Below are 21,288 nucleotides of genomic sequence, written 5' to 3'. Positions count from 1 at the left end.
TCCGCGCCGATCCCCCCGACCGAGGCCGGCGCAGCCGGTCGTGGCAGGTCGCAGCCGGTCGTGGCAGGTGCCGCGTCCCCTGGGCACGGGAACGCGGCATCGCCGACGTGGAGGGTGCGGCCGGATCAGCGCAGTCGGGCGAGGACCGGGCGCAGGGCGTCGGCCACGTCGGGCGCCGTCACCGGACCGCCCCGGGCCGCCTCCCGTCCCGCCAGCCCGTGCAGGTACGCGGCGGCGGCCGCCGCCCGCTCCGGAGGCAGCCCGGCCGCGAGCAGCGCGCCGAGCAGCCCGGCCAGGACGTCGCCCGTGCCCCCGGTGGCCAGCGCGGAGGTGCCGGTCGGGTTGACGTACGCCCGGCCGTCCGGCGTGCCGATCACCGTGCGGTCGCCCTTGAGCAGCACCACCGCGTTCATCCAGGCGGCCAGCCGCAGCGTCGCGCCCACCCGGTCGGCGCCCGGTTCCTCCCCACAGAGCCGGGTGAACTCCCGGTCGTGCGGGGTGACCACGATCGGGGCGTCCCGCCTGCGCAACCGGTCGGCGAGCGAGCCGTCGACCAGCAGGGTCAGCGCGTCGGCGTCGAGCACCACCGGCACCGGGGCGGCGAGCACCGCCCGCAGCTCCCGGGCCGCCTCCTCGCCGGTGCCCAGGCCGGAGCCGCAGACCCACGCCTGTACCCGTCCGGCGTCGGCGACCCGACCGGTCGCGATCACCGACGGGTGCCGGCGCAGCACGTCGGCCCGTGCCGAGCCGGCGTAGCGGACCAGACCCGTCGGGCCGGCCAGCGCGCCCGCGACCGAGAGCACGGCCGCGCCGGGGTAGGTCGCCGAGCCGGTCGCGACGCCCACCACGCCCCGGGTGTACTTCTCGGAGGCCGGGCCGAGCCGGGGCCACCAGTCGGCGACGTCCGACCACTCGGTGACGCCCAGCGCCGGGCTGCCCCGCAGCCACGGCTCGAGCCCGATGTCGACCAGCTCCACCTCGCCGGCGAGTACGGCGGCCGGGCCCACCACCAGCGCGGGCTTCAGCCCGCCGAACGTCACCGTCACGTCGGCCCGTACGGCGCTGGGGCGGCCGGAGGCGGTCAGCGGCACGTGGCCGGTGTCGACCGCCACCCCGCTGGGCACGTCCACGGCGACGACCGCGGCGGGGGCGCCGTCGCGGCCGCGGTGCCGCACGAGGCTGGCGGCGAGCTGGTCGGCGGTGTCGCGCAGCCCGCCGCGCCCGCCGATGCCGACGATGCCGTCCAGCACCAGGTCGACGGTCCCCGGCGGCCGGTCGACGGTCCGCCCGCCCGCGGCCCGCAGCGCGGCCAGCCCCTCCGCGTGCGCCCGGCCGGGGGTCAGCAGCAGCGCCGACACGGCCGCGCCCCGCCGGGCCAGGTGCGCGCCGGCGTAGAGCGCGTCGCCGCCGTTGTCGCCGGAGCCGACCAGCAGCAGCACCCGCGCGGCGTAGACGCCGCCCCGCTCGGCGAGCAACAGGGCGCAGCGGCGGGCCAGCCCGGCGGCCGCCCGCTTCATCAGCGTCCCGGCGGGGAGCGTGGCCATCAGGCCCGCCTCCGCCGTGCGTACGTCCGCGACCCGCCACACCTGTCTCATGCCGCCCCGTCCCGTCCGACTACCGGCGTGCCGCGAACCGGCCCGCCCCGATCACCGTTCCGCGACCACCATCGCCGAGGCGATCCCGCCGTCGTGCGACAACGAGAGATGCCAGCGGTTGACCCCGCGTTCGGTGGCCGCCGCCGCGACCGTGCCGGAGACGGTCAGCCAGGGCCGGCCGTCCGGGTCCGGCACGATCTCGCAGTCGTGCCAGCTCAGGCCTGCCGGTGCGCCGAGCGCCTTGGCGACCGCCTCCTTGGCGGCGAAGCGGGCCGCCAGGGACTCGGGCGAGCGCGGGTTGCCCGAGCGCGTGCGGCGCTCGGCCTCCGTGAAGAGCCGGTCGGCGAGCAGCGGTGTGCGTGCCAGTGCCTTGGCGAACCGCTCGACGAGGACGACGTCGATGCCGACAGCGACGATCACCCGCTCACCCTACCGGCGCGGGCGGGCGCACATTAGCCGCCGGTTGCGCGCGCGGCAACGCCTGTGGACGACCGGCCGTGGGCCGCGGGGACCGTCGTCCACAGGGCACGCGCCGGGGTGTGGACGGCGCCTAGCGTCGCAGCCATCGATGTTCTCGCGAGGCGGGGGGCCGAGGATGACCGAGGGGCCGTTGACCGTACGACCCGGCGTGCTGCGCCGGGCCGCGCACGGGCTCGACGACGACGCGTACCGGCTGGGGCACGGGCTGGCCGGGGCGTCCGGGCTGGTGGTGCCGGCCCCGGAGTGGTCGGCCGGGGCGGCGTTGACCGGGCTGGAGTCGGCCGTGCACGCCTGGCTCGGCGGACTCGGCGCCCGGGCGGCCCACACGGCCAGGGCGGTCCGGGCGGCCGCCGAGGCGTACGAGACGGTGGACGACCGGGCGGCCGGCCGGCTCACCGCGCTGTCCCGGTGACCGCCCCGGCACCCCCGGCGTCGGGTCCGGCGGCCCGGGCATCGGCTCCGGCGGCCCGGGCCGGGCACCCGGCGCACCCGGCGCGCCCGGACCCTCCGGCACCCCCGACGCCTCCGACGCGCCCGGCGCACCCCGCCGACCGGGCGGCGGTCGTCGGCCACCGGGCGGCGGACGTCTCCTACCGGCAGCTGTGGGCGGCCGATCCCGACGCGTGGCGGGCCGCCGGGGCCGCCTGGCGGGGGCTGACCGAGCCGGTGGCCCACCGGGCCGGCGAGCTGGCCGCTGGCGCGGCGGTGCTGCGGGGCGGCTGGTCGGGTGGGGCGGCCGACGCCGCCGACGCCCGGCTGGCGGCGCTGCGCGGTGAGCTGACGGCCGTCCGCCCCGCCCTGATCGAGGCCGACCAGGTGTTGGCGGAGTTCGCCGCCCGGCTGGGCGTCGCCAAGGCCCGGCTCGCCGCCGCCGTGGCCCACGCCGAGGCGGCCGGGCTGCTGGTGGACCGTCAGGGCCGGGTCACCGCCGGCCCCGCCCGCGCCCCGGCGACCGCCCGTCCCGGGACGGGCCGGACCGACACGGGCGCAGCCGGCGCGGGCGGGTCCAGCGCGGGCGGAACCGGTGCAGGCGTATCCGGTGGGTCCGGCTCGGGCGGAGCGGGCGGATCCGGGACGGGCCCGGCCGGGGCGGGGGCGGCGATCCGGGCGGCGCTGGAACTGGCCGGTGCGGCCGACCGGGAGGCCGCGGCCCGGCTGGGCGCGCTGGCCGACGGCGCCCGCGTGGCATGGGCCGACGTGCCGCCGCCCGGTCGCCCGGCACCCGGCGCCGACCCGGCCACGGTTCGGGCGTGGTGGGCGGGGCTCACCCCGGCGCAGCGCCGGTGGCTGGTCGCGTACGAGCCGGGGCTGGTCGGCCGCCTCGACGGGGTGCCGGTGGCCGCCCGGGACCAGGCCAACCGGTTGCTCCTCGGGGCGCGCCGGGAGGAGTTGCTGGCCGCGCGGCGACGGCTGCTGGAGCGGGTGCCGCGCGGGCCGGTCGAGCTGGCCGGGCTGGCGCGCGTCGGGAAGTCCCTGGCGGGGCTGGACGCGCTGGCCGCCCGCCTGGCCGGCGACGAGCAGCCCCGGGCCTACCTGCTGGGGCTGGGCACGGCCGGTGAGGGGCGGGCGGTGGTGGCGCTGGGAAACCCGGACCGGTCGGCCCGGGTGCTGACCTACGTGCCGGGGATGACCGCCGGCCTGCACGACGTGCCCGGCGAGCTGGGTCGGGCGGCCCGGGTGCTGTCCCGCTGCGGCGCGCTCGACTCCGGGCAGGAGGCCGCCGCCGTGCTCTGGCTGGACTACGACGCACCCGACTTCCTGCACGAGGCGGCCTGGCCGGGCCAGGCCCGGGACGCCGGCCCGGCGCTGCACCGCTTCCAGGAGGGGCTGCGGGCGACCCACGACGACCCACCGGGCCGGCAGACCGTGCTCGGGCACAGCTACGGCTCGCTGGTGGTCGGCACGGCCGCCCGCGACCATGGGCTGGCCGCCGACGCGCTGGTCTTCGTCGGCTCGCCCGGGGTGGGCGTCGCGCACGCGGGCGAGCTGGGCCTGCCACCCGGGCAGGTCTGGGCGAGCACCGCGCCGGACGACGTGATCCGGTGGGCCCGGTCCCCGGACGAGTTGGCCCGCCGGGCCCTGCTGGGCGCGTCGCCGGTCGGCCCGGCGATCGGGGCACTGCTCGGCGCGCCGGAGCGGGAGCTGTGGTTCGGGCAGGATCCGTCCCACCCGGGCTTCGGCGGGCGTACGTTCCCCAGCGGCCGGCACGGGCACACCGGCTACTGGGAGGCGGGCAACCCGGCCCTCGACGGGATGGCCCGGGTGGTGCTCGGCCGGTGACCCCGCACGCGGCGGGCCCCCGCCCACCGGCGGGTGGACGGGAGCCCGTGGCGCGGCGGCGCGGGCTACTCGACCGTCACCGACTTGGCCAGGTTGCGGGGCTGGTCCACGTCGTGCCCCCGGGCGGCGGCGATCTCGGCCGCCATGACCTGCAACGGCACGGTCGTGACCAGCGGCGCGAGCAGCGTCGGCGTACGCGGCACGTAGATCAGGTGGTCGGCGTAGCGGACGACCGCCTCGTCGCCCTCCTCCGCGATCACGATCGTCCGGGCGCCGCGCGCCCGTACCTCCTGGATGTTGGAGACGACCTTGTCGTGCAGCATCCCGCGGCCGACCGGGGACGGCACGATGCAGATGACCGGGGTGCCCTTGTCGATCAGCGCGATCGGGCCGTGCTTCAGCTCGCCGGCGGCGAAGCCCTCGGCGTGCATGTACGCCAGCTCCTTGAGCTTGAGCGCGCCCTCCAGGGCCACCGGGTAGCCGACGTGCCGGCCGATGAAGAGCACGGTCGGCTCGGCCTTCAGGTCGCGGGCCAGCTCGCGGACGGGCTCGATCCGCTCCAGCAGCTCGCGCAGCTTGCCCGGCATCTCCTGGAGCTGGGCCACCACGGCGGCCACCTCGTCGGCGAACTTGATGCCGCGCACCTGGGCCAGGTGCAGGCCGATCAGGTAGCAGGCGACGAGCTGGGTGAGGAACGCCTTGGTGGAGGCGACGGCGATCTCCGGCCCGCCGTGGGTGTAGAGGACCGCGTCGGACTCGCGGGGGATGGTGGAGCCGTTGGTGTTGCAGATGGCCAGCACCCGGGCCTTCTGCTCCTTGGCGTGCCGCAGCGCCATCAGGGTGTCCATCGTCTCGCCGGACTGCGAGATCACCACGATCAGCGTGGACCGGTCGAGGACCGGGTCGCGGTAGCGGAACTCGCTGGCCAGTTCCACCTCGCACGGGATCCGGGTCCAGTGCTCGATGGCGTACTTGGCGACCAGGCCGGAGTGGTACGCGGTGCCGCAGGCGACGATGAAGATCTTGTCGACGTCGCGCAGATCCTGGTCGCTGAGGCGGACCTCGTCGAGCATGATCTCGCCGGAGTCGGTGAGCCGGCCGAGCAGCGTGTCGGCGATGGCCTGCGGCTGCTCCTCGATCTCCTTGAGCATGAACCAGTCGTAGCCACCCTTCTCGGCGGCGGAGGAGTCCCAGTCGATGTGGAAGTCCTTGCCGCTGGCGGGCTGCCCGGCGAAGTCGGTGATCTCGATGGTGTCGCCGGTGATGAGGACGATCTGGTCCTGGCCGAGCTCCACCGCCTCCCGGGTGTGCTCGATGAACGCGGCCACGTCGCTGGCCAGGTAGTTCTCCCCGTCGCCGCGCCCGACGACGAGCGGGGAGTTGCGGCGGGCGCCGACCACCGCGCCGGGCACCGCGGCGTCGACGGCGAGCAGCGTGAACGCGCCCTCCAGCCGCTGGCAGACCACCCGCATGCCGGCGGCGAGCAGCTGCGGCCCGTCGGGGTGGCCGGCGGCGCGCAGGTCGGCGAGCGCGGCGGAGAGCAGGTGCGCCGCGCACTCGGTGTCGGTGTCGCTGGTGAACTGGACGCCGTCGGCCTCCAGCTCGGCGCGCAGCTTCGCGAAGTTCTCGATGATGCCGTTGTGGATCACGGCGACGCGGCCGTCGGGGGCCAGGTGCGGGTGGGCGTTGCGGTCGGTCGGGCCGCCGTGGGTGGCCCAGCGGGTGTGCCCGATGCCGGTCGTGCCGTCCCCGATGCCGATCGGGCTGGCCGCGCAGGACGTGGGGTCCTCGGCGGCCCGCTCGGAGAGCACCTTCTCCAGGTTGGCCAGCTTGCCGGCCTTCTTCTCGGTCAGCAGTGCGCCGTCGCAGACGATGGCGACGCCGGCCGAGTCGTAGCCGCGGTACTCGAGCCGCCGCAGTCCGTCGAGCACGATGCCGAGCGCCGGGCGCGCGCCGGCGTAACCCACGATTCCACACATGACCCGCAGCCTAACCTAGTTCCGCTCATCGCGCGTGCGCGAAAGCCGGCCAAACGATCAGCTAACTTGAGCGATCGGAGGGGAACCGACACGTTCGGTGACATACTTCCGCCGGCCGGAGGGGACGTCGGACCCGGTTTCGGGCGTGGCGGCGGCCCCGGCAGGGGGTTGAAGCCACGCCGGGAGTCCGTAGGCTGGCGGGCGTGACGACCGCCGACGTGGATCCGCTGGTGGCCCGGATGCGCCCCTTCGGGACGACCATCTTCGCCGAGATGTCCGCCCTCGCCGTCCGCACCGGCGCCGTCAACCTCGGGCAGGGCTTCCCCGACACCGACGGGCCGCCGGAGATGCTCGCCGCCGCCGCGCAGGCGCTGCGCACCGGGCAGAACCAGTACCCGCCGGGCCCCGGCATCCCGGCGTTGCGCGCGGCGGTGGCGGCGCACCAGCGCCGGTTCTGGGGGCTGGAGTACGACCCGGACGGCGAGATCGTGGTGACGGCGGGCGCCACCGAGGCGATCGCCGCCGCCATCCTCGGGCTCTGCGAGCCGGGCGACGAGGTGGTCTGCTTCGAGCCCTACTACGACTCGTACGCCGCCTCGATCGCCCTGGCCGGCGCGGCCCGGCGCCCGGTCACGCTGCGTCCCGCCGCCGACGGCCGGTACGCCTTCGACCCGGCCGCCCTGCGCGCCGCGTTCGGCCCGCGTACCCGGCTCGTGCTGCTGAACTCGCCGCACAACCCGACCGGCAAGGTGTTCACCCCTGACGAGCTGGCGCTGATCGCCGAGCTGTGCCAGGAGCACGACGCGTACGCGGTGACCGACGAGGTCTACGAGCACCTCGTCTTCACCGACGCGGCCACCCCGCACGTGCCGCTGGCCACGCTGCCCGGGATGCGCGAGCGCACGCTGCGCATCTCGTCGGCCGGCAAGACGTTCTCCTGCACCGGTTGGAAGGTCGGCTGGGCGAGCGGGCCGGCGGCCCTGGTGTCGGCGGTGCTGCGGGTGAAGCAGTTCCTCACCTTCGTCAACGCCGCGCCGCTCCAGCCGGCGGTCGCGGTGGCCCTCGCCCTGCCGGACGGCTACTTCACCGACTTCCGCGACGGCATGCGGGCCCGCCGCGACCAGCTCGTCGGCGGGCTGACCGACGCCGGGTTCGAGGTGCTCGCGCCGGAGGGCACCTACTTCGTCACCGCCGACGTCACCGGGCTCGGCGGCCGGGACGGGGTGGAGTTCTGCCGGTCGCTGCCCGAGCGGTGCGGCGTGGTCGCTGTGCCGACCCAGGTCTTCTACGACGACGCGGAGGCGGGCCGGCACCTCGTCCGCTTCGCCTTCTGCAAGCGCCCCGAGGTGCTGGCCGAGGCGGTCGACCGACTGCGTCGCCTGGCAACCGGCTGACCGCCGCGTACGCCTGACCGTCAGCCGGCCGCCCGGGTCGGGCCGTCCCGGCGCTGCGACGGCGCGTCCTCGGAGCGGGGCGTCCGGAGCCGGGCGAGCGCCGCTGCGCCGTCCGCGAGCAGCACCGCCTCGGCGTCGTCGACGAAGGCCAGGTCGGCCTCGACGTGTCGGGCCGCCGCCGAGAGCAGCAGGCCGACCACCGGATCGTCGGCCGCGCGGCGCAGCCCGTCGAGGTTGCGCAGCTCCCGCATCAGGTGACCGCGCTGGTTGCCGAGCACCGTCCGCACCGTGGCCGGCTCGCCGGAGCGGGCCGCGGCGGTCACCTTGAGGAAGAAGTCGTCCCGGAACCCGCCGCTGCGCGGGCTGGGCTCGCCGAGCCAGCGCGCCAGCTCGGCCTGGCCCTCCGGGGTGATCTCGTAGACCACCCGGTCGGGCTTGACCGGCTGGGGATGCCGCTCGGCCACCACCAGACCGTCGCGGGAGAGCCGGTCGAGGATCTGGTAGAGGTGCCCGATGTTGAGCGGCCCCCACTGCGGGCCGACCGCCTCCTCGAAGGCGCCCTTCAGCTCGTAGCCGTAGCTGGGGCCGCCGGCGAGCAGGGCCAGGACCGCGTGCTGTATCGCCACCGTCTGCTCCGATCCGACCCGGGGCTGACCGCCGCCGAGCCTTGCATTGTCACAATGTATCGCGCACAGTGTGCTCAGCACACGGGGAGGCGCGACATGCTCAACATCATCTGGAGACAGCTTCGCGGCCGTGCGGGACGGTCGGTGGCGCTGCTGCTCGGCGTACTGGTGGCGACCACCGGTTTCGTCGTGCTGACCGGCGCCACCACCACCTCCCGCCTCGACGTCACGGGCGCCGTCGAGCGGAACACCGAAGCCGCCTACGACATCCTGGTCCGCCCGCAGGGCACCCGCACCCCGCTGGAGGCCGAACGCCGGCTCGTCCAGCCCAACTACCTCTCCGGCCTCTTCGGCGGCATCACCACCACGCAGTACGAGCAGGTGAAGGCGGTCACCGGGGTGGACGTCGCCGCCCCCATCGCGATGCTCGGACACTCCACCGTCCCGGTGCCGACCCCGCTGGACCTGACCGACGCCGTCGACCGCTCGCTCGACCGGCAGGTCATCCGCGTCGATCCCCGGTTCGTCGCCGAGCGCGGGCTGTCCGGCGCGCCGGGCCGGCCCCGCTTCGTGTACGTCACCACCCACCCGTTGATCTACCCCCGCACCGACGTTGCCCAGTCCAGCGACTCCACCCCGTACACCGACGGGCGAAGCTATCCGTGGGCCGCGTGCGGGTGGGCCGCGCCCCGCGAGGTACTGCCCGACGGCCGTACCCAGGCCGTCTGCGACCCCCGCTCCACCCTGGGCAGCCCGGGCGCGTACTCCGAGCGCGAGGAGTGGTCGCTGTTGGCCGTACGGATGCTCCCGGACGGCCGGTTCGAGGCCGGCGGGGGCGTCCTCGCCGACGAGTGGTCGGGCACCCCGTCCACCTCGGACCGGCTGCGGATCGCGGTCCATTTGACGGTGCCGCTCCTGCTCGCCGCCGTTGACCCGGCCGCCGAGGACCGCCTCGTGGGCCTCGGCGGCGCGCTGGTCGACGGGCGCGCGCTGGGCCAGGACGACACCGTCGCCGTCAGGCGGACGGGCGGGGCGGAGATGCACACCGTGCCGGTGCTCGCCACCAGCAGCCCCTTCGTCGACGAGGAGCTGCGCGCCAGCTTCACCCGGCTGCCCGCAGCCCGCCCGGCCGGGGTCGGACTCGCCGAGCTGGAACGGGTCCTGGGGCGTGGTCCCGCGCTTCCCGCCGGCGACGCCCGCCAGGACGTCGCCACCGGCTGGCGTACCCGGCTCGCCACGGGTCTCTCCCCGGACGGCTGCTGCTTCGGCCAGCTCCAGACGATGGTGCAGGCCGGGCCGACCCGGTACGACCGGCTGCCCGACGGCACGCTGCGGGTCGGCGCCCTCCCAGCGGCCGATCCGGCGATCTACGGCGACCAGGCCACGTTCAACCCCTACCCGCGTCCCTGGCTGGCCGAGGACACCGGAGCACGGTCGCTGCGCAGGCTTCCGCTGAAGAAGGCCGTGCCCGGCACCCTGTACCGGAGCTGGCGGGCCGTGGGGGTCTTCGATCCGGCGAAGCTGACCGGCTTCAGCGACCTCGGGCGGGTGCCGCTGGAGACGTACGAGCCGCCGTCGGCGCAGGGCGCCGACGCCCGCAGTCGGGACGCCCTGGCCGGCCGGCCGCTGGAGCCGGGCGGCAACCCGGCCGGCCACCTCTCCGCCCCGCCGCTGCTGCTGACCAGCCTGGCCAGCGTGCCGAAGCTGCTGGCCGGCGGCGGCAGCCCGCAGCTCACCGCCCCGATCAGCGCGATCCGGGTCCGGGTCGCCGACGTGGGCGGCTACAGCGACCGCGCCGCCGAACAGGTCCGGCTGGTCGCCGAGCGGATCGCCCAGGCCACCGGGCTCGACGTCGACATCACGCTCGGCTCGTCCCCAGCCCCGCAGGCCGTGGAGCTGCCCGCCGGGTCGTTCGGCCGGCCGGCGCTGCGGCTGACCGAGGAGTGGTCGGCGCTCGGGGTCGCCTCGGTGATCACCAAGGCGGTGGACCGCAAGAGCGTCGCGCTCTTCGTACTGGTGCTGGTGGTCTGCGCGCTCTTCCTCGGCAACGCGGTCGCCGCCGCCGTCCGGGACCGACGCTCCGAACTCGCCGTGCTCGCCTGCCTGGGCTGGCCGGCCCGGCGGATCGGCGCGCTGATCCTCGGCGAGGTGGCCGCCCTCGGGCTGGCCGCCGGGCTGCTCGCGCTGGCGCTGGCGGTCCCGCTCGGGGTCGCGCTCGACATCGACGTGGGGTGGCGGCGGGCGCTGCTGGCCGTACCGGTGGCGCTGCTGCTGGCGCTGGTGGCGGGCCTGGCGCCGGCCCTGCGGGCCACGCGCGCCCACCCGGCCGCCGCGCTGCGCCCGGCGGTGGCGACGGCCCGTTGGGTACGCCGGCCGCGCACCCTGGCCGGCCTGGCCCTGGCCAACCTGGCCCGCACGCCCGGCCGCACCCTGCTCGGGGCCGGCGCGCTGGCCATCGGGGTGGCCGCGCTGACCCTGGTCGCCGCCGCCGGGTACGCGTTCCGCGGCGCCATCGTCGGCAGCCTGCTCGGCGACACGGTGTCGCTGAGCGTGCGGGGCGCGGACACCATGGCCGCCGTGGCGACGGTGCTGCTCGGTGCCGCCGCGGTCGCCGACGTGCTCTACCTCAACATCCGGGACCGGGCCGCCGAACTGGCGACCCTGCGCGCGATCGGCTGGAGCGACGCCGCGCTGGGCCGGCTGATCGGTTACGAGGGCCTGGCCCTCGGAGTGCTCGGCGCGGTCACCGGCGCCGGCCTCGGGTTGGCCGGGACGGCCTGGCTGGTCGGCGCCCTGCCCGGCGCCCTGGTCACGGTCGCCGCGCTGGTGGCGGCGGCCGGTGTCCTGGTCACCTCGGTGGCCGCCCTGGTCCCGGCCGCGCTGCTGCGCCGGCTGCCGACCGCCCGACTGCTCGCGGAGGAGTGACGATGGAAACGACGACGGGCAGCACGGTCCGGGTCGCCGGGTTGGTCCGGCGCTTCGGGGCCGGCCCGCAGCAGGTGACGGCGGTCGACGACGTGTCCCTGGAGATCCCGGCGGGGACGGTGGTGGCGTTGACCGGGCCCAGCGGCTCCGGCAAGTCGACGCTGCTGCACATGATCGGCGCGATCGAGCAGGTGGACGCCGGCACGATCACCGTGGACGAGCGGGAGATCACCGCGCTCGGCCGCGCCGCCCTCACGCGGTACCGGCAGCGGGTCGGCTTCGTCTTCCAGCGCTACCACCTGCTGCCCGCCCTCACCGTGCTGGACAACGTGACCGTGCCGGTGCTGCCCCGGCGCGGGCGGGCCGACCACGCCGCCCGGGCCCGGGAGTTGCTCGACGCGGTGGGCCTGGCCGGGCGCGAGCGGGCCCTGCCGGCTCAACTCTCCGGCGGCCAGCAGCAGCGGGTCGCGATCGCCCGGGCGCTGATGGGCGCCCCCGGGCTGCTGCTCGCCGACGAACCGACCGGCAACCTCGACTCGGCCACCGGGGGGCAGATCCTCGACCTGCTGCTGGATCTACGCGACCGGCACGGCATGACGATCCTGCTCGCCACGCACGAGCGGGCGGTGGCCGCCCGGTGCGACCGGCTCGTCCGCCTCGGCGACGGGCGGATCGTGGAGGACGTGGACCTCACCGACGGCGAGGACCCGGCGGCCACCTTCCGGCGCGCCGCCGGCCTGCGCCTGTAGAACCGCTTCCGGGCGTCGACGGACGGCTGCCCGGGCCCGCCAGCGGCAGACCCGGGCAGCCGGGAGAAGTCAGGCGGTCGGGCTGGCGGTGCGGACCTGCTCGGCGATGCGCTCGGCCGTCTCGCGGGCGGCGCGCTCGGTGGCCGCCTCGACCATGACCCGGACCAGCGGCTCGGTGCCGGAGGGACGCAGCAGCACCCGCCCGCTCTCCCCCAGCTCCGCCTCGGCCCGCTCGACCTCGGCCCGGACGGCGGGCGCGGCGGCGCCGACCGTACGGTCGCCGACCGGCACGTTGATCAGCACCTGCGGCAGCTTGGTGACCACGGCGGCCAACTCCGCGAGGGACTTGCCGGTGGCGGCGAGCCGGGACATCAGGTGCAGCCCGGTCAGCACGCCGTCGCCGGTGGTGGCGTACGCCGGCATGACGATGTGCCCGCTCTGCTCGCCGCCCAGCGCCAGGCCGGACGCGCGCAGCTCCTCCAGCACGTACCGGTCGCCGACCTTGGTCTCCAGGAGTCGGATGCCCTGCGCGGACATGGCCAGCCGCAGGCCGAGGTTGCTCATCACGGTGGCGACGAGGGTGTCGTCGGTGAGCGTGCCGGCCTCCCGCATGGCGAGCGCGAGGATCGCCATCACCTGGTCGCCGTCGACCTCGTCGCCGTCGGCGGTCACCGCGACGCAGCGGTCGGCGTCGCCGTCGTGGGCGATGCCCAGGTGCGCGCCGTGCTCGACCACGACGGCCCGCAGGGCCTCGATGTGGTTGGAGCCGCACTCGTCGTTGATGTTGAGGCCGTCGGGCTCGGCGTAGATGGCGACGACCTCGGCACCGGCCTCCCGGTACACCACCGGCGCCACCTCGGCCGCCGCGCCGTTGGCGCAGTCGACCACGACCTTGAGGCCGTCGAGGCGGTGCGGCAGGGTGCCGATCAGGTGCTGCACGTAGTGGTCGGCGCCGTCGAGCAGGTCGTGCACCCGGCCGACGCCGGCGCCGACCGGCCGCTTCCAGGCGGTGGTGGCGTTCGCCTCGACGGCCGCCTCGATCCGCATCTCGATCTCGTCCGGCAGCTTGTGCCCGCCGGCGGCGAAGAGCTTGATCCCGTTGTCGGGCATCGGGTTGTGCGAGGCGGAGAGCATCACGCCCAGGTCGGCCTTGGCCTCGGCGGTGAGGAATGCCACGGCCGGGGTGGGCAGCACACCCACCCGGACCACGTTGGCGCCAGCGCTGGTGAGCCCGGCGACCACGGCGGCCTCCAGCATCTCGCCGCTGGCCCGGGTGTCGCGCCCGACCACGGCCAGCGGGGGATGGCTCCGGTCCGACTCGGCGAGCGTGTGCGCGGCGGCGACCGCCACCGCCAGCGCCAACTCAGGCGTGAGATCCGCGTTCGCCCGCCCGCGTACGCCGTCCGTGCCGAACAACCGGCCCATACCCGCCAACCTCCGATGAAACGGTCCAGGAAAGGCGAACGGCCGGGCCACCTCCCATCCAGGGGAGGTGAACCCGGCCGTTCGTCAGAAGTACAACGCGCAGCTGTTGATCAGCGCTTCGAGTACTGGGGAGCCTTGCGGGCCTTCTTGAGGCCGTACTTCTTGCTTTCCTTGACCCGGGCGTCCCGGGTGAGGAAGCCGGCCTTCTTCAGCGCCGGGCGGTCGTCCGGCTCGTTGACGATCAGGGCCCGGGCGATGGCGAGCCGCAGCGCGCCAGCCTGACCGGTGGTGCCGCCGCCACGCAGGTTGGCGATGACGTCGAACGCCTCCGGCTTCTCGGCGGTGACCAGCGGGTCCTTGATGAGCTGCTGGTGCACCTTGCTCGGGAAGTAGGCCTCGAGGTCACGGCCGTTGCAGGTGATCTTGCCGCTGCCGGGGACGATGCGCACCCGGACGATGGCCTCCTTGCGCCGACCCACGGTCTGGATCGGGCGGTCACCACGCGGCGCGCGGGCGACGGGCGCCGGCGCCTCGGTGGCCTCGGGGGCGACCTCGGTCTCGGTGATGTCGGTCATGCTGTTTCCTTCGCCCGCGCTCACTGCGCGATCTGCTTGATCTCAAACGGCACCGGCTGCTGCGCGCCGTGCGGGTGCTCGGCACCGGCGTAGACCTTCAGCTTCTTGATGAGCTGACGGCCGAGCTTGTTGTGCGGGAGCATGCCCTTGACGGCCAGCTCGATGGCCCGCTCGGGACGCTTGGTCAGCAGCTCGTCGTAGCCGACCTGCTTCAGACCACCCGGGTAGCCGGAGTGGCGGTAGGCGACCTTGGTGTGGCGCTTGTTGCCGGTCAGCGCGACCTTGCCCGCGTTCACGATGACGACGAAGTCGCCCGTGTCGACGTGCGGCGCGAAAGTCGGCTTGTGCTTGCCGCGCAGCAGCGTGGCGGCGTGGGTGGCCAGGCGGCCCAGCACGACATCAGAGGCGTCGATGACGTGCCACTGACGCTCGATCTCACCCGGCTTCGGGCTGTACGTACGCACAGGTATACCTTGTCTCGTCGTCGGTCTGGGGTCGCGCGCCGAGGTTACCGGGCGCGCACGAACGACCAAGCGTACCTCAGGCGGCACGCCTCTGGATGTCGTACAACAGCAGGCAACGATACCCGCCGCCCCGTCGGCAGGTCAAAACGGGGTACCGCCCCCGCCTGGCCCTCAGAGGATACCCGGCGGGGCTCACACCCCCACCGGCCGGCTGGCTCCCGGCCGCAGATAGACCAGCCACGTCACCGCGAGGCAGACCGCGTACGCGGCGATGAAGGCGACGTACGCCGCGTCCGCGCTGCCCCGGGTCAGGAACGACTGCCGGAAGGCGACGTTCACCAGCACCCCGCCGGAGGCCCCGACCGCCCCGGCGACACCGATGAGCGAGCCGGTCATCCGCACGGCCCAGCGCTGCGCCGGGGCCGCCTCCCGCCGACCGGCCGCCACGTCGGCCGTCGCGCGGGCCCGGAAGATCGCCGGGATCATCTTGTACGTCGAGCCGTTGCCGACGCCGGAGAAGACGAAGAGCGACAGGAAGCCGAGCAGGTAGAGCCCCAACGACCGCTCGCGGGCGGCGTACAGCACCAGCGAGGCGCCGGCCGCCATCGCGACGAAGTTCCAGAAGGTCACCCGGGCCCCGCCGAGGCGGTCGGCGAGGTGCCCGCCGACCGGCCGGACCAGCGAGCCGATCAGCGGGCCGAGAAAGGTCAGCCAGACGGCGTCGGCCGGGGTCGGGAAGCGCTCGGCGAACTGGAGCTGGAGCACCTGGCCGAAGGCGAAGCCGAAGCCGATGAAGGAGCCGAAGGTGCCGACGTAGAGCAGCGACATGATCCAGGTGTGCGGATCGCGGGCGGCCTCGCGCAGCGCGCCGGGCTCGTTGCGCGCCCCCGGGACGTCGTCCAGCCAGCGCGCCGCGGCGAGCGCGGCCAGCACGATCAGCGGCAGGTAGACCGCCGGCACCAGGCGCGGGTACGCGGCGCCCGCCGTAGCCAGCACCGCCAGGCCGACCAGTTGCACCGCCGGCACGCCGAGGTTGCCGCCGCCGGCGTTGAGCCCGAGCGCCCGGCCCTTGAGCCGAGACGGGTAGAAGAGGTTGATGTTCGCCATCGAGGAGGCGAAGTTGCCCCCGCCCACGCCGGTCAGGCAGGCCAGCACCATCAGGGTGGAGTAGGAGACGCCGGGCTCCAGCAACATCGTCATCGGCACGGCCGGGACGAGCAGCAGCAGTGCGCTGACGATCGTCCAGGTCCGCCCGCCGAAGCGCGCCACGGCCAGCGTGTAGGGCAGCCGCAGTGCCGCCCCGAGGGCGGCCGGCACGGCGGTGAGCAGGAACTTGCCCGCCGGGTCGATGCCGTACTCCGGGCCGAGGAAGAGCACCGTGACGGACCAGAGGCTCCACACGGAGAAGCCGACGTGCTCGGCGAAGATCGAGACCCAGAGGTTGCGGCGGGCGATCGGCGCCCCGGTCGTACGCCAGAAGTCCGGGTCCTCCGGCCGCCAGTCGTCGATGCGGCGCCGGCGGCCGGCGGCCGGCGGGACGGCCTCGGCCAGGGGTGCGGTGGGGGCCAGTGTGCTCACGGCGACTCCTCCTCGTCGGTGTGACCTGGAGGAACGCTAGGAAGCGGGGGTTACCCGACCGTGCCCGTCGCGGGTCGGGCCGGAAACGGAGACCGCACCTCGGACGGATGCGGCCCGTGAGATGTCAGAGCTCCTGGAGGATGCGCAGCGCCCGACCGACCCGGAGCATGGTCTCGGTGTCGGCGACGTCCACGCACTCCGTGAACCACTTCTTCATCGGCGAGGAGAGCCGGTCGGGCATCACCACGTACGCGCCCATCCGCACCGCCAGGGGCGAGTCGCGCAGCAGCGCCTCCTCGACCACCTCGGCCACGATCACGATCGGCACGTCGGTGGAGTTGTAGACGTCGGAGCTGATTACCAGCCCGAGCCGTTCCCGGGCGCCGTCGATGCGCCAGACCTCGCCCCTACGCAGCACGCGGGCGCCCGCCGAAGAGCACGTCGTCGACCATGCCCACCTCGCGGGCGTCGGCGAGGGCGGCGGCTTCGAGGTCGAGACCGGCCCGGCCGACGGCGGCGGCGTGCGCGGTGAAGACCTCGCGCAGCGCCTTCTCGCGGGCCGCCTGGTCCATCCACGCCGAGAGGGAGAGCCCTTCGCGTTTTGCGAACCGCCGGGCCTCCTCGATCGTCTCGTCCGAGAACGACAGGGTCACCTTGGCAGTCATGCCGAGCAGACTACCCAGCGGTATGACCAGCAGTCATCCCGCCGCGCCCTGCTATTCGCGCCGGCCGCCGAACACGGCAAACCGCCACTGCTTGAAGAAGCAGTCGACGTCCACCAGGCCCGCCTCGGCCAGCCAGCGGCACTGCGCGGCGACCGGGGCCGGCCGGTCGTACGCCATCCGGCCCTCGGCGGCGGCGATCTCCTCGGCGTCGGAGCCCAGGGCGGCGACCTGCCCCAGCCAGACCTCGTGGTAGCGCCGGTCCAGCGCGGCCGTGGGGCCGGCGACCTGCTCGGCGTTGACGAAGACGCCGCCGGGCGCCAGCGCCGCCGGCACCCGGCGGTAGAGCGCGCGCTTGCCGGCGTCGTCGAGGTGGTGCACGGCCAGCGCGCTGACGATCGCGTCGTAGCGGCCGGCCGGCAGCGGGTCGGCCAGGTCGGCCAGGACCGTCCGATGGGCCACCCCACGGGCGCGTAGGTGGTCGGCGGCGACGGCGAGCATGGCCGGCGCGGCGTCGACCAGGGTCAGCCGGACCCCCGGCACCGCCGCGGCGAGCAGCAGCGACAGCAGCCCGGTGCCCGCGCCCAGGTCCAGCACCTCGGGGGTACGCCCCGCGGCGAACGCGGCGCGCAGCGGCGGAGCGGCCACCTCGACGGCGGTGCCGTAGAAGGCGTCGAAGCAGGGCACCAGGCGCCGGCGGGCCTCGTCGTAGCTGCCGGCCACCGCGTCGAAGACCTCGGCCACGTCCATCGCGTCTCCCGAAATATAAGACTGCTTTCCCAAATTGTAGACCCCCGCGAGCCGGTCCGCCGCCCCCGTGCGGTGTGAGCGGCTCTTGACAGGACCGAAACGAACGGGACCCGGACCGGAAATCGCCCCCCGGCACGCTTTGCCGACATGACAGACGGTGCACACGCGGCGACCGGACCGGGGCGGACGCCCCGGGAGGTGGCGACGCACTGCCCGTACTGCGCCCTCCAGTGCGGGATGACGCTGCGCGAGGAGGCCGGCCGGGTGGCGGTGCTCCCCCGGCAGTTCCCCACCAACCGGGGCGGCCTCTGCCAGAAGGGCTGGACCGCCGCCGAACTGCTCGACCACCCCGAACGGCTGACCACCCCGCTGCTGCGCGACCCGGTCGGCGACGAACTGCGCCCGGCAAGCTGGGCCGCCGCCCTCGACCGGATCGTCACCGGCCTGCGCGCCGTCCAGGAGGGACACGGCCGCGACGCGGTCGCCGTCTTCGGCGGCGGCGGGCTCACCAACGAGAAGGCGTACGCGCTGGGCAGGTTCGCCCGGGTGGCGCTGCGCACCAGGCACATCGACTACAACGGACGGTTCTGCATGTCCTCGGCGGCGGCGGCCGGCAACCGCGCCTTCGGCATCGACCGGGGCCTGCCGTTCCCGCTGGCCGACCTGGGCCGGGCCGACACGCTGCTGCTCGTCGGCGCGAACCCGGCGGAGACCATGCCCCCGCTGGTGCGCTGGCTCACCGAGCAGCGCGAACGCGGCGGCCGGCTGATCGTGGTCGACCCCCGGGTCACCGCCACCGCCCGGCTGGCCGACCTGCACCTGCAACCCCTGCCGGGCACCGACCTGGCGGTGGCGAGCGCGCTGCTGCACATCGCGCTCACCGAGGGCTGGATCGACAGGGAGTACGTGGCCGAGCGCACCACCGGCTTCGAGGCGGTCCGCCGCACCGTGGCCGGCTGGTGGCCGGCCCGCGCCGAGGCGCTCTCCGGGGTGCCGGTGGCCGACCTGGAGGCGACCGCCCGGGCCCTCGGCACCGCCGGACGCGTGATCATCCTGACCGCGCGCGGCGCCGAGCAGCACGCCAAGGGCGTCGACACGGTCACCGGCTTCGTCAACCTGGCACTCGCCCTCGGGCTGCCCGGCCGCCCCGGCTCCGGCTACGGCTGCCTCACCGGGCAGGGCAACGGGCAGGGCGGCCGGGAGCACGGACAGAAGGCCGACCAGCTCCCCGGCTACCGCAGGATCGACGACCCGGTCGCCCGGGAACACGTCGCCGGGGTCTGGGGGGTGCCGGCCGAGGAACTGCCCGGGCCGGGCGTGCCGGCGTACGAGCTGCTGGAGTCGCTGGGCACGCCCACCGGGCCGAAGGCGCTGCTGGTCTTCGGCTCCAACCCGGTGGTCTCCGCGCCCCGGGCGGCCCGGATCGAACGCCGGCTGCGCGCGGTCGACCTGCTGGTGGTCGCCGACTTCCTGCTCTCCGAGACGGCCGCGCTGGCCGACGTCGTGCTGCCCACCGCCCAGTGGGCCGAGGAGGACGGCACGATGACCAACCTGGAGGGCCGGGTGCTGCGCCGCCGCGCTCTGCGTACGCCGCCGCCGGGGGTCCGTACGGACCTGGAGATCCTCGCCGACCTCACCGCCCGCCTCCGGGGTGGTGCCGGCGACGCGGACGCCAGCGACCCGCGGGTCGTGTTCGCGGAGCTGCGGCGGGCCTCGGCCGGCGGGACCGCCGACTACGCCGGGGTGAGCTGGGAGCGGATCGACGCGCACGACGGCGTCTTCTGGCCCTGCCCGGCCGAGGGCGCCCCGGACACCCCCCGGCTCTTCGCCGACCGCTTCGCCACCCCGGACGGGCGGGCCCGCTTCCACGCCGTCGAGCACCGGCCGGCGGCCGAGGAGGTGTGCGCCGAGTATCCGCTGCACCTCACCACCGGCCGGGTGCTCGCGCAGTACCAGTCGGGCACCCAGACCCGCCGGGTCGCCGCCCTACGCCGGGCCGCCCCGGACGCCTTCGTCGAGCTGCACCCCGACCTTGCCGGACGGCTCGGCATCGGCGACGGCGAGCCGGTACGGGTGGTCTCCCGCCGGGGCGAACTCCGCGCGCCGGCCCGGCTCAGCACCGCCATCCGGCCGGACACCGTCTTCGCGCCGTTCCACTGGGGTGGTGCCGCGCGGGCCAACTCGGTCACCAACGACGCCGTCGACCCGGTCTCCGGGATGCCGGAGTTCAAGATCTGCGCCGTCCGGCTGGAGAGGGTGGACGAACCATGAGCGAGCGAATCGTCCCGCAGAGCCCGGTGACGCGGCCATGACCGAGCGGATCGTGATCGTCGGCAACGGGATGGCGGGCTCCCGGTTGGCCGGCGAGCTGCACGCCCGGGGCGGGGACCGCAAGGTCACCGTGCTCGGCGCGGAGCCGCACCGGGCGTACAACCGGATCATGCTCTCCACGCTGCTGGCGGGCCGGATCGGCGAGGCGGACGTGGAGCTGGCCGAGGCCGCCGGGCAGGGCGTCGACCTGCGCAGCGGGATGGCCGTCACCGCCGTCGACCGCGCCACCGCGACCGTCCACACCGACGACGGCGACCGCGTCGCGTACGACCATCTGGTGCTCGCCACCGGCAGCCGGGCCGTCGTGCCCCCGCTGCCGGGGCTGGCCGGGCCCGGGCTGCCGGAGCGGGTGGTGCCGTTCCGCACCCTCGACGACTGCCGGCGGATCCTCGCCGTGGCCGACGGCGCGCGCAGCGCCCTGGTGCTCGGCGGCGGGCTGCTCGGGCTGGAGGCGGCCCGCGGGCTCGCCGCCCGCGGCCTGGCCGTCGGGGTGGTGCACCCGGTGCCGCACCTGATGGAACGGCAGCTCGACCCGGCCGGCGCGGCCGTGCTGGCCGACACCCTCGCGGGCCTCGGGGTGACCACCCACCTGGCCGTGTCGGCCACGAAGGTGGTCGCGGACGCCGACGGGGTACGCCTGGACCTGGCCGACGGCCGCTCGCTCGCCGCCGACCTGCTGGTCCTCTCCTGCGGGGTACGCCCCGACACCGCCCTCGCCGCCTCGGCGGGGCTGGCCGTCGAGCGGGGAGTGCTGGTCGACGACCGGCTGCGCACCAGCGACCCACGGATCTCGGCGATCGGCGACTGCGCCCAGCACGACGGTGCCCTCACCGGGCTGGTCGCCCCGGCCTGGGCGCAGGCCCGGGTGGTGGCGCAGCTGCTCACCGGAGAGGACCCGGGGGCCCGCTACCGGCCCCGGCCGGCGGTGACCCGGCTCAAGGCGGCCGGCATCGACCTCGCCGCCATGGGCGACCCGGGCGACGGCGGGACCGGCGAGGAGCTGACCTTCGCCGACCCGGCCCGGGGCACGTACGCCCGGCTGCGCATCCGCGACGAGCGGCTGACCGCCGCGATCCTGCTCGGCGACAACCCGGCGGTCGGCACGGTCATCCAGCTCTTCGACCGGGGCCAGCCGGTGCCGGCCGACCGGCGTTCCCTGCTGCTCGGCCGGTCGTTCGGCGCGGCGACAGCAGCGCCGGCCGCCACCCCGGCGCTGATGCCGGACGCGGCGACCGTCTGCCGGTGCAACGACGTCAGCAAGGGAGCGCTGGTGGGCTGCTGGCGTTCCGGGGCCCGGACGGTCGACGCCGTGGTCGCCGCGACCCGGGCCGGTACGGGATGCGGCGGCTGCCGGGACGCCGTCGCCGGAATCGTCGACTGGTTGTCCGAGGTGGAATCGGTGGAGGTGGCGCGATGAGCGAGCGGAGCGAGCGAATCGGCAGGCTCGGTGCGGCGGTGCCTCATGACGGCACGCA

The 21,288-nt window shown here is 75.5% G+C and carries 18 protein-coding genes; 7 read left to right on the top strand and 11 right to left on the bottom strand.

Annotated elements, in window-relative coordinates; translation table 11 throughout:
- Window positions 1-125 precede the first annotated feature (125 nt).
- Entirely contained in the window at window positions 126-1,595 is a 1,470-nt protein-coding gene (locus GA0070610_RS01840) for an NAD(P)H-hydrate dehydratase (RefSeq protein WP_088998408.1), read from the bottom strand.
- A 51-nt stretch (window positions 1,596-1,646) separates the two neighbouring features.
- Window positions 1,647-2,015: a holo-ACP synthase gene (locus GA0070610_RS01835; RefSeq protein ID WP_088998407.1), complete on the bottom strand. Its 369-nt coding sequence runs from the start codon at window positions 2,013-2,015 to the stop codon at window positions 1,647-1,649.
- Window positions 2,016-2,190: 175 nt separating this feature from the next.
- Here GA0070610_RS01835 and GA0070610_RS01830 point away from each other — a divergent pair, with 175 nt between their 5' ends.
- Window positions 2,191-2,487, top strand: a complete 297-nt coding sequence (locus tag GA0070610_RS01830; RefSeq protein ID WP_088998406.1) for a type VII secretion target — start codon at window positions 2,191-2,193, stop codon at window positions 2,485-2,487.
- Window positions 2,484-4,355, top strand: coding sequence for an alpha/beta hydrolase (locus GA0070610_RS01825; RefSeq protein ID WP_231925877.1), 1,872 nt, complete (start codon window positions 2,484-2,486; stop codon window positions 4,353-4,355). Before GA0070610_RS01830 ends, GA0070610_RS01825 begins: the two co-directional genes overlap by 4 nt.
- A gap of 65 nt (window positions 4,356-4,420) precedes the next feature.
- Here GA0070610_RS01825 and glmS read toward each other — a convergent pair whose 3' ends face one another.
- Entirely contained in the window at window positions 4,421-6,334 is a 1,914-nt protein-coding gene (gene glmS, locus GA0070610_RS01820; RefSeq protein ID WP_088998405.1) for a glutamine--fructose-6-phosphate transaminase (isomerizing), read from the bottom strand.
- Window positions 6,335-6,537: 203 nt separating this feature from the next.
- On the opposite strand from glmS, the gene GA0070610_RS01815 reads away from it, so the two are divergent.
- Window positions 6,538-7,728: a pyridoxal phosphate-dependent aminotransferase gene (locus GA0070610_RS01815; protein WP_088998404.1), complete on the top strand. Its 1,191-nt coding sequence runs from the start codon at window positions 6,538-6,540 to the stop codon at window positions 7,726-7,728.
- 20 nt (window positions 7,729-7,748) lie between these two features.
- Here the strand turns inward: GA0070610_RS01815 and GA0070610_RS30300 are convergent, their stop codons facing one another.
- Window positions 7,749-8,354, bottom strand: coding sequence for a PadR family transcriptional regulator (locus GA0070610_RS30300; RefSeq protein WP_157747018.1), 606 nt, complete (start codon window positions 8,352-8,354; stop codon window positions 7,749-7,751).
- Window positions 8,355-8,450: 96 nt separating this feature from the next.
- Between GA0070610_RS30300 and GA0070610_RS01805 the strand changes: the two genes are divergently transcribed.
- Both GA0070610_RS01805 and GA0070610_RS01800 read left to right on the top strand, forming a co-directional pair.
- Entirely contained in the window at window positions 8,451-11,279 is a 2,829-nt protein-coding gene (locus GA0070610_RS01805; RefSeq protein WP_172896348.1) for an FtsX-like permease family protein, read from the top strand.
- Between the two features lie 2 nt (window positions 11,280-11,281).
- Window positions 11,282-12,028 (top strand): ABC transporter ATP-binding protein, encoded by a 747-nt coding sequence (locus tag GA0070610_RS01800; RefSeq protein WP_088998401.1) that lies wholly within the window; start codon window positions 11,282-11,284, stop codon window positions 12,026-12,028.
- A 69-nt stretch (window positions 12,029-12,097) separates the two neighbouring features.
- On the opposite strand, the gene glmM is transcribed toward GA0070610_RS01800, so the two are convergent.
- The 7 genes from glmM to GA0070610_RS01765 all read right to left on the bottom strand — a co-directional run bounded on the left by glmM (window position 12,098) and on the right by GA0070610_RS01765 (window position 17,482).
- Complete coding sequence (glmM, locus tag GA0070610_RS01795) at window positions 12,098-13,453, bottom strand: phosphoglucosamine mutase (RefSeq protein ID WP_088998400.1); 1,356 nt, start codon at window positions 13,451-13,453, stop codon at window positions 12,098-12,100.
- Window positions 13,454-13,563: 110 nt separating this feature from the next.
- On the bottom strand, window positions 13,564-14,028 hold the full coding sequence (gene rpsI, locus GA0070610_RS01790) for a 30S ribosomal protein S9 (protein ID WP_088998399.1): 465 nt from the start codon (window positions 14,026-14,028) through the stop codon (window positions 13,564-13,566).
- A gap of 20 nt (window positions 14,029-14,048) precedes the next feature.
- Window positions 14,049-14,492: a 50S ribosomal protein L13 gene (gene rplM, locus GA0070610_RS01785; RefSeq protein WP_088998398.1), complete on the bottom strand. Its 444-nt coding sequence runs from the start codon at window positions 14,490-14,492 to the stop codon at window positions 14,049-14,051.
- A gap of 192 nt (window positions 14,493-14,684) precedes the next feature.
- Window positions 14,685-16,070: an MFS transporter gene (locus GA0070610_RS01780; protein ID WP_088998397.1), complete on the bottom strand. Its 1,386-nt coding sequence runs from the start codon at window positions 16,068-16,070 to the stop codon at window positions 14,685-14,687.
- Between the two features lie 124 nt (window positions 16,071-16,194).
- A complete protein-coding gene (locus GA0070610_RS01775; RefSeq protein ID WP_088998396.1) occupies window positions 16,195-16,488 on the bottom strand; it encodes a type II toxin-antitoxin system PemK/MazF family toxin in 294 nt (97 codons plus the stop codon).
- Window positions 16,478-16,735: a DUF6364 family protein gene (locus GA0070610_RS01770; RefSeq protein ID WP_088998395.1), complete on the bottom strand. Its 258-nt coding sequence runs from the start codon at window positions 16,733-16,735 to the stop codon at window positions 16,478-16,480. The genes GA0070610_RS01775 and GA0070610_RS01770 overlap by 11 nt, the downstream gene beginning before the upstream one ends.
- A gap of 51 nt (window positions 16,736-16,786) precedes the next feature.
- Window positions 16,787-17,482 (bottom strand): class I SAM-dependent methyltransferase, encoded by a 696-nt coding sequence (locus GA0070610_RS01765; protein ID WP_088998394.1) that lies wholly within the window; start codon window positions 17,480-17,482, stop codon window positions 16,787-16,789.
- A 147-nt stretch (window positions 17,483-17,629) separates the two neighbouring features.
- Between GA0070610_RS01765 and GA0070610_RS01760 the strand changes: the two genes are divergently transcribed.
- Both GA0070610_RS01760 and GA0070610_RS01755 read left to right on the top strand, forming a co-directional pair.
- The gene (locus tag GA0070610_RS01760) at window positions 17,630-19,753 is read left to right on the top strand and encodes a molybdopterin oxidoreductase family protein (RefSeq protein ID WP_088998393.1); all 2,124 of its coding nucleotides are present in this window, start codon (window positions 17,630-17,632) and stop codon (window positions 19,751-19,753) included.
- 37 nt (window positions 19,754-19,790) lie between these two features.
- A complete protein-coding gene (locus GA0070610_RS01755) occupies window positions 19,791-21,230 on the top strand; it encodes an FAD-dependent oxidoreductase (RefSeq protein ID WP_088998392.1) in 1,440 nt (479 codons plus the stop codon).
- Window positions 21,231-21,288 lie beyond the last annotated feature (58 nt).

The organism is Micromonospora echinofusca, from assembly GCF_900091445.1.
Classification (GTDB): Bacteria; Actinomycetota; Actinomycetes; order Mycobacteriales; family Micromonosporaceae; genus Micromonospora; species Micromonospora echinofusca.
This window is presented reverse-complemented; position numbering and strand designations above follow the sequence as displayed.

Bases quoted from the DNA above. Each gene is read 5' to 3' on its own strand.
- GA0070610_RS01830 (WP_088998406.1), top strand. From the start codon at position 2,191: ATGACCGAGGGGCCGTTGACCGTACGACCCGGCGTGCTGCGCCGGGCC.
- GA0070610_RS01805 (WP_172896348.1), top strand. From the start codon at position 8,451: ATGCTCAACATCATCTGGAGACAGCTTCGCGGCCGTGCGGGACGGTCG.
- glmM (WP_088998400.1), bottom strand. From the start codon at position 13,453: ATGGGCCGGTTGTTCGGCACGGACGGCGTACGCGGGCGGGCGAACGCG.
- GA0070610_RS01800 (WP_088998401.1), top strand. From the start codon at position 11,282: ATGGAAACGACGACGGGCAGCACGGTCCGGGTCGCCGGGTTGGTCCGG.
- GA0070610_RS01765 (WP_088998394.1), bottom strand. From the start codon at position 17,482: ATGGACGTGGCCGAGGTCTTCGACGCGGTGGCCGGCAGCTACGACGAG.
- GA0070610_RS01760 (WP_088998393.1), top strand. From the start codon at position 17,630: ATGACAGACGGTGCACACGCGGCGACCGGACCGGGGCGGACGCCCCGG.
- GA0070610_RS01770 (WP_088998395.1), bottom strand. From the start codon at position 16,735: ATGACTGCCAAGGTGACCCTGTCGTTCTCGGACGAGACGATCGAGGAG.
- GA0070610_RS01755 (WP_088998392.1), top strand. From the start codon at position 19,791: ATGACCGAGCGGATCGTGATCGTCGGCAACGGGATGGCGGGCTCCCGG.
- rpsI (WP_088998399.1), bottom strand. From the start codon at position 14,028: ATGACCGACATCACCGAGACCGAGGTCGCCCCCGAGGCCACCGAGGCG.
- glmS (WP_088998405.1), bottom strand. From the start codon at position 6,334: ATGTGTGGAATCGTGGGTTACGCCGGCGCGCGCCCGGCGCTCGGCATC.
- GA0070610_RS01840 (WP_088998408.1), bottom strand. From the start codon at position 1,595: ATGAGACAGGTGTGGCGGGTCGCGGACGTACGCACGGCGGAGGCGGGC.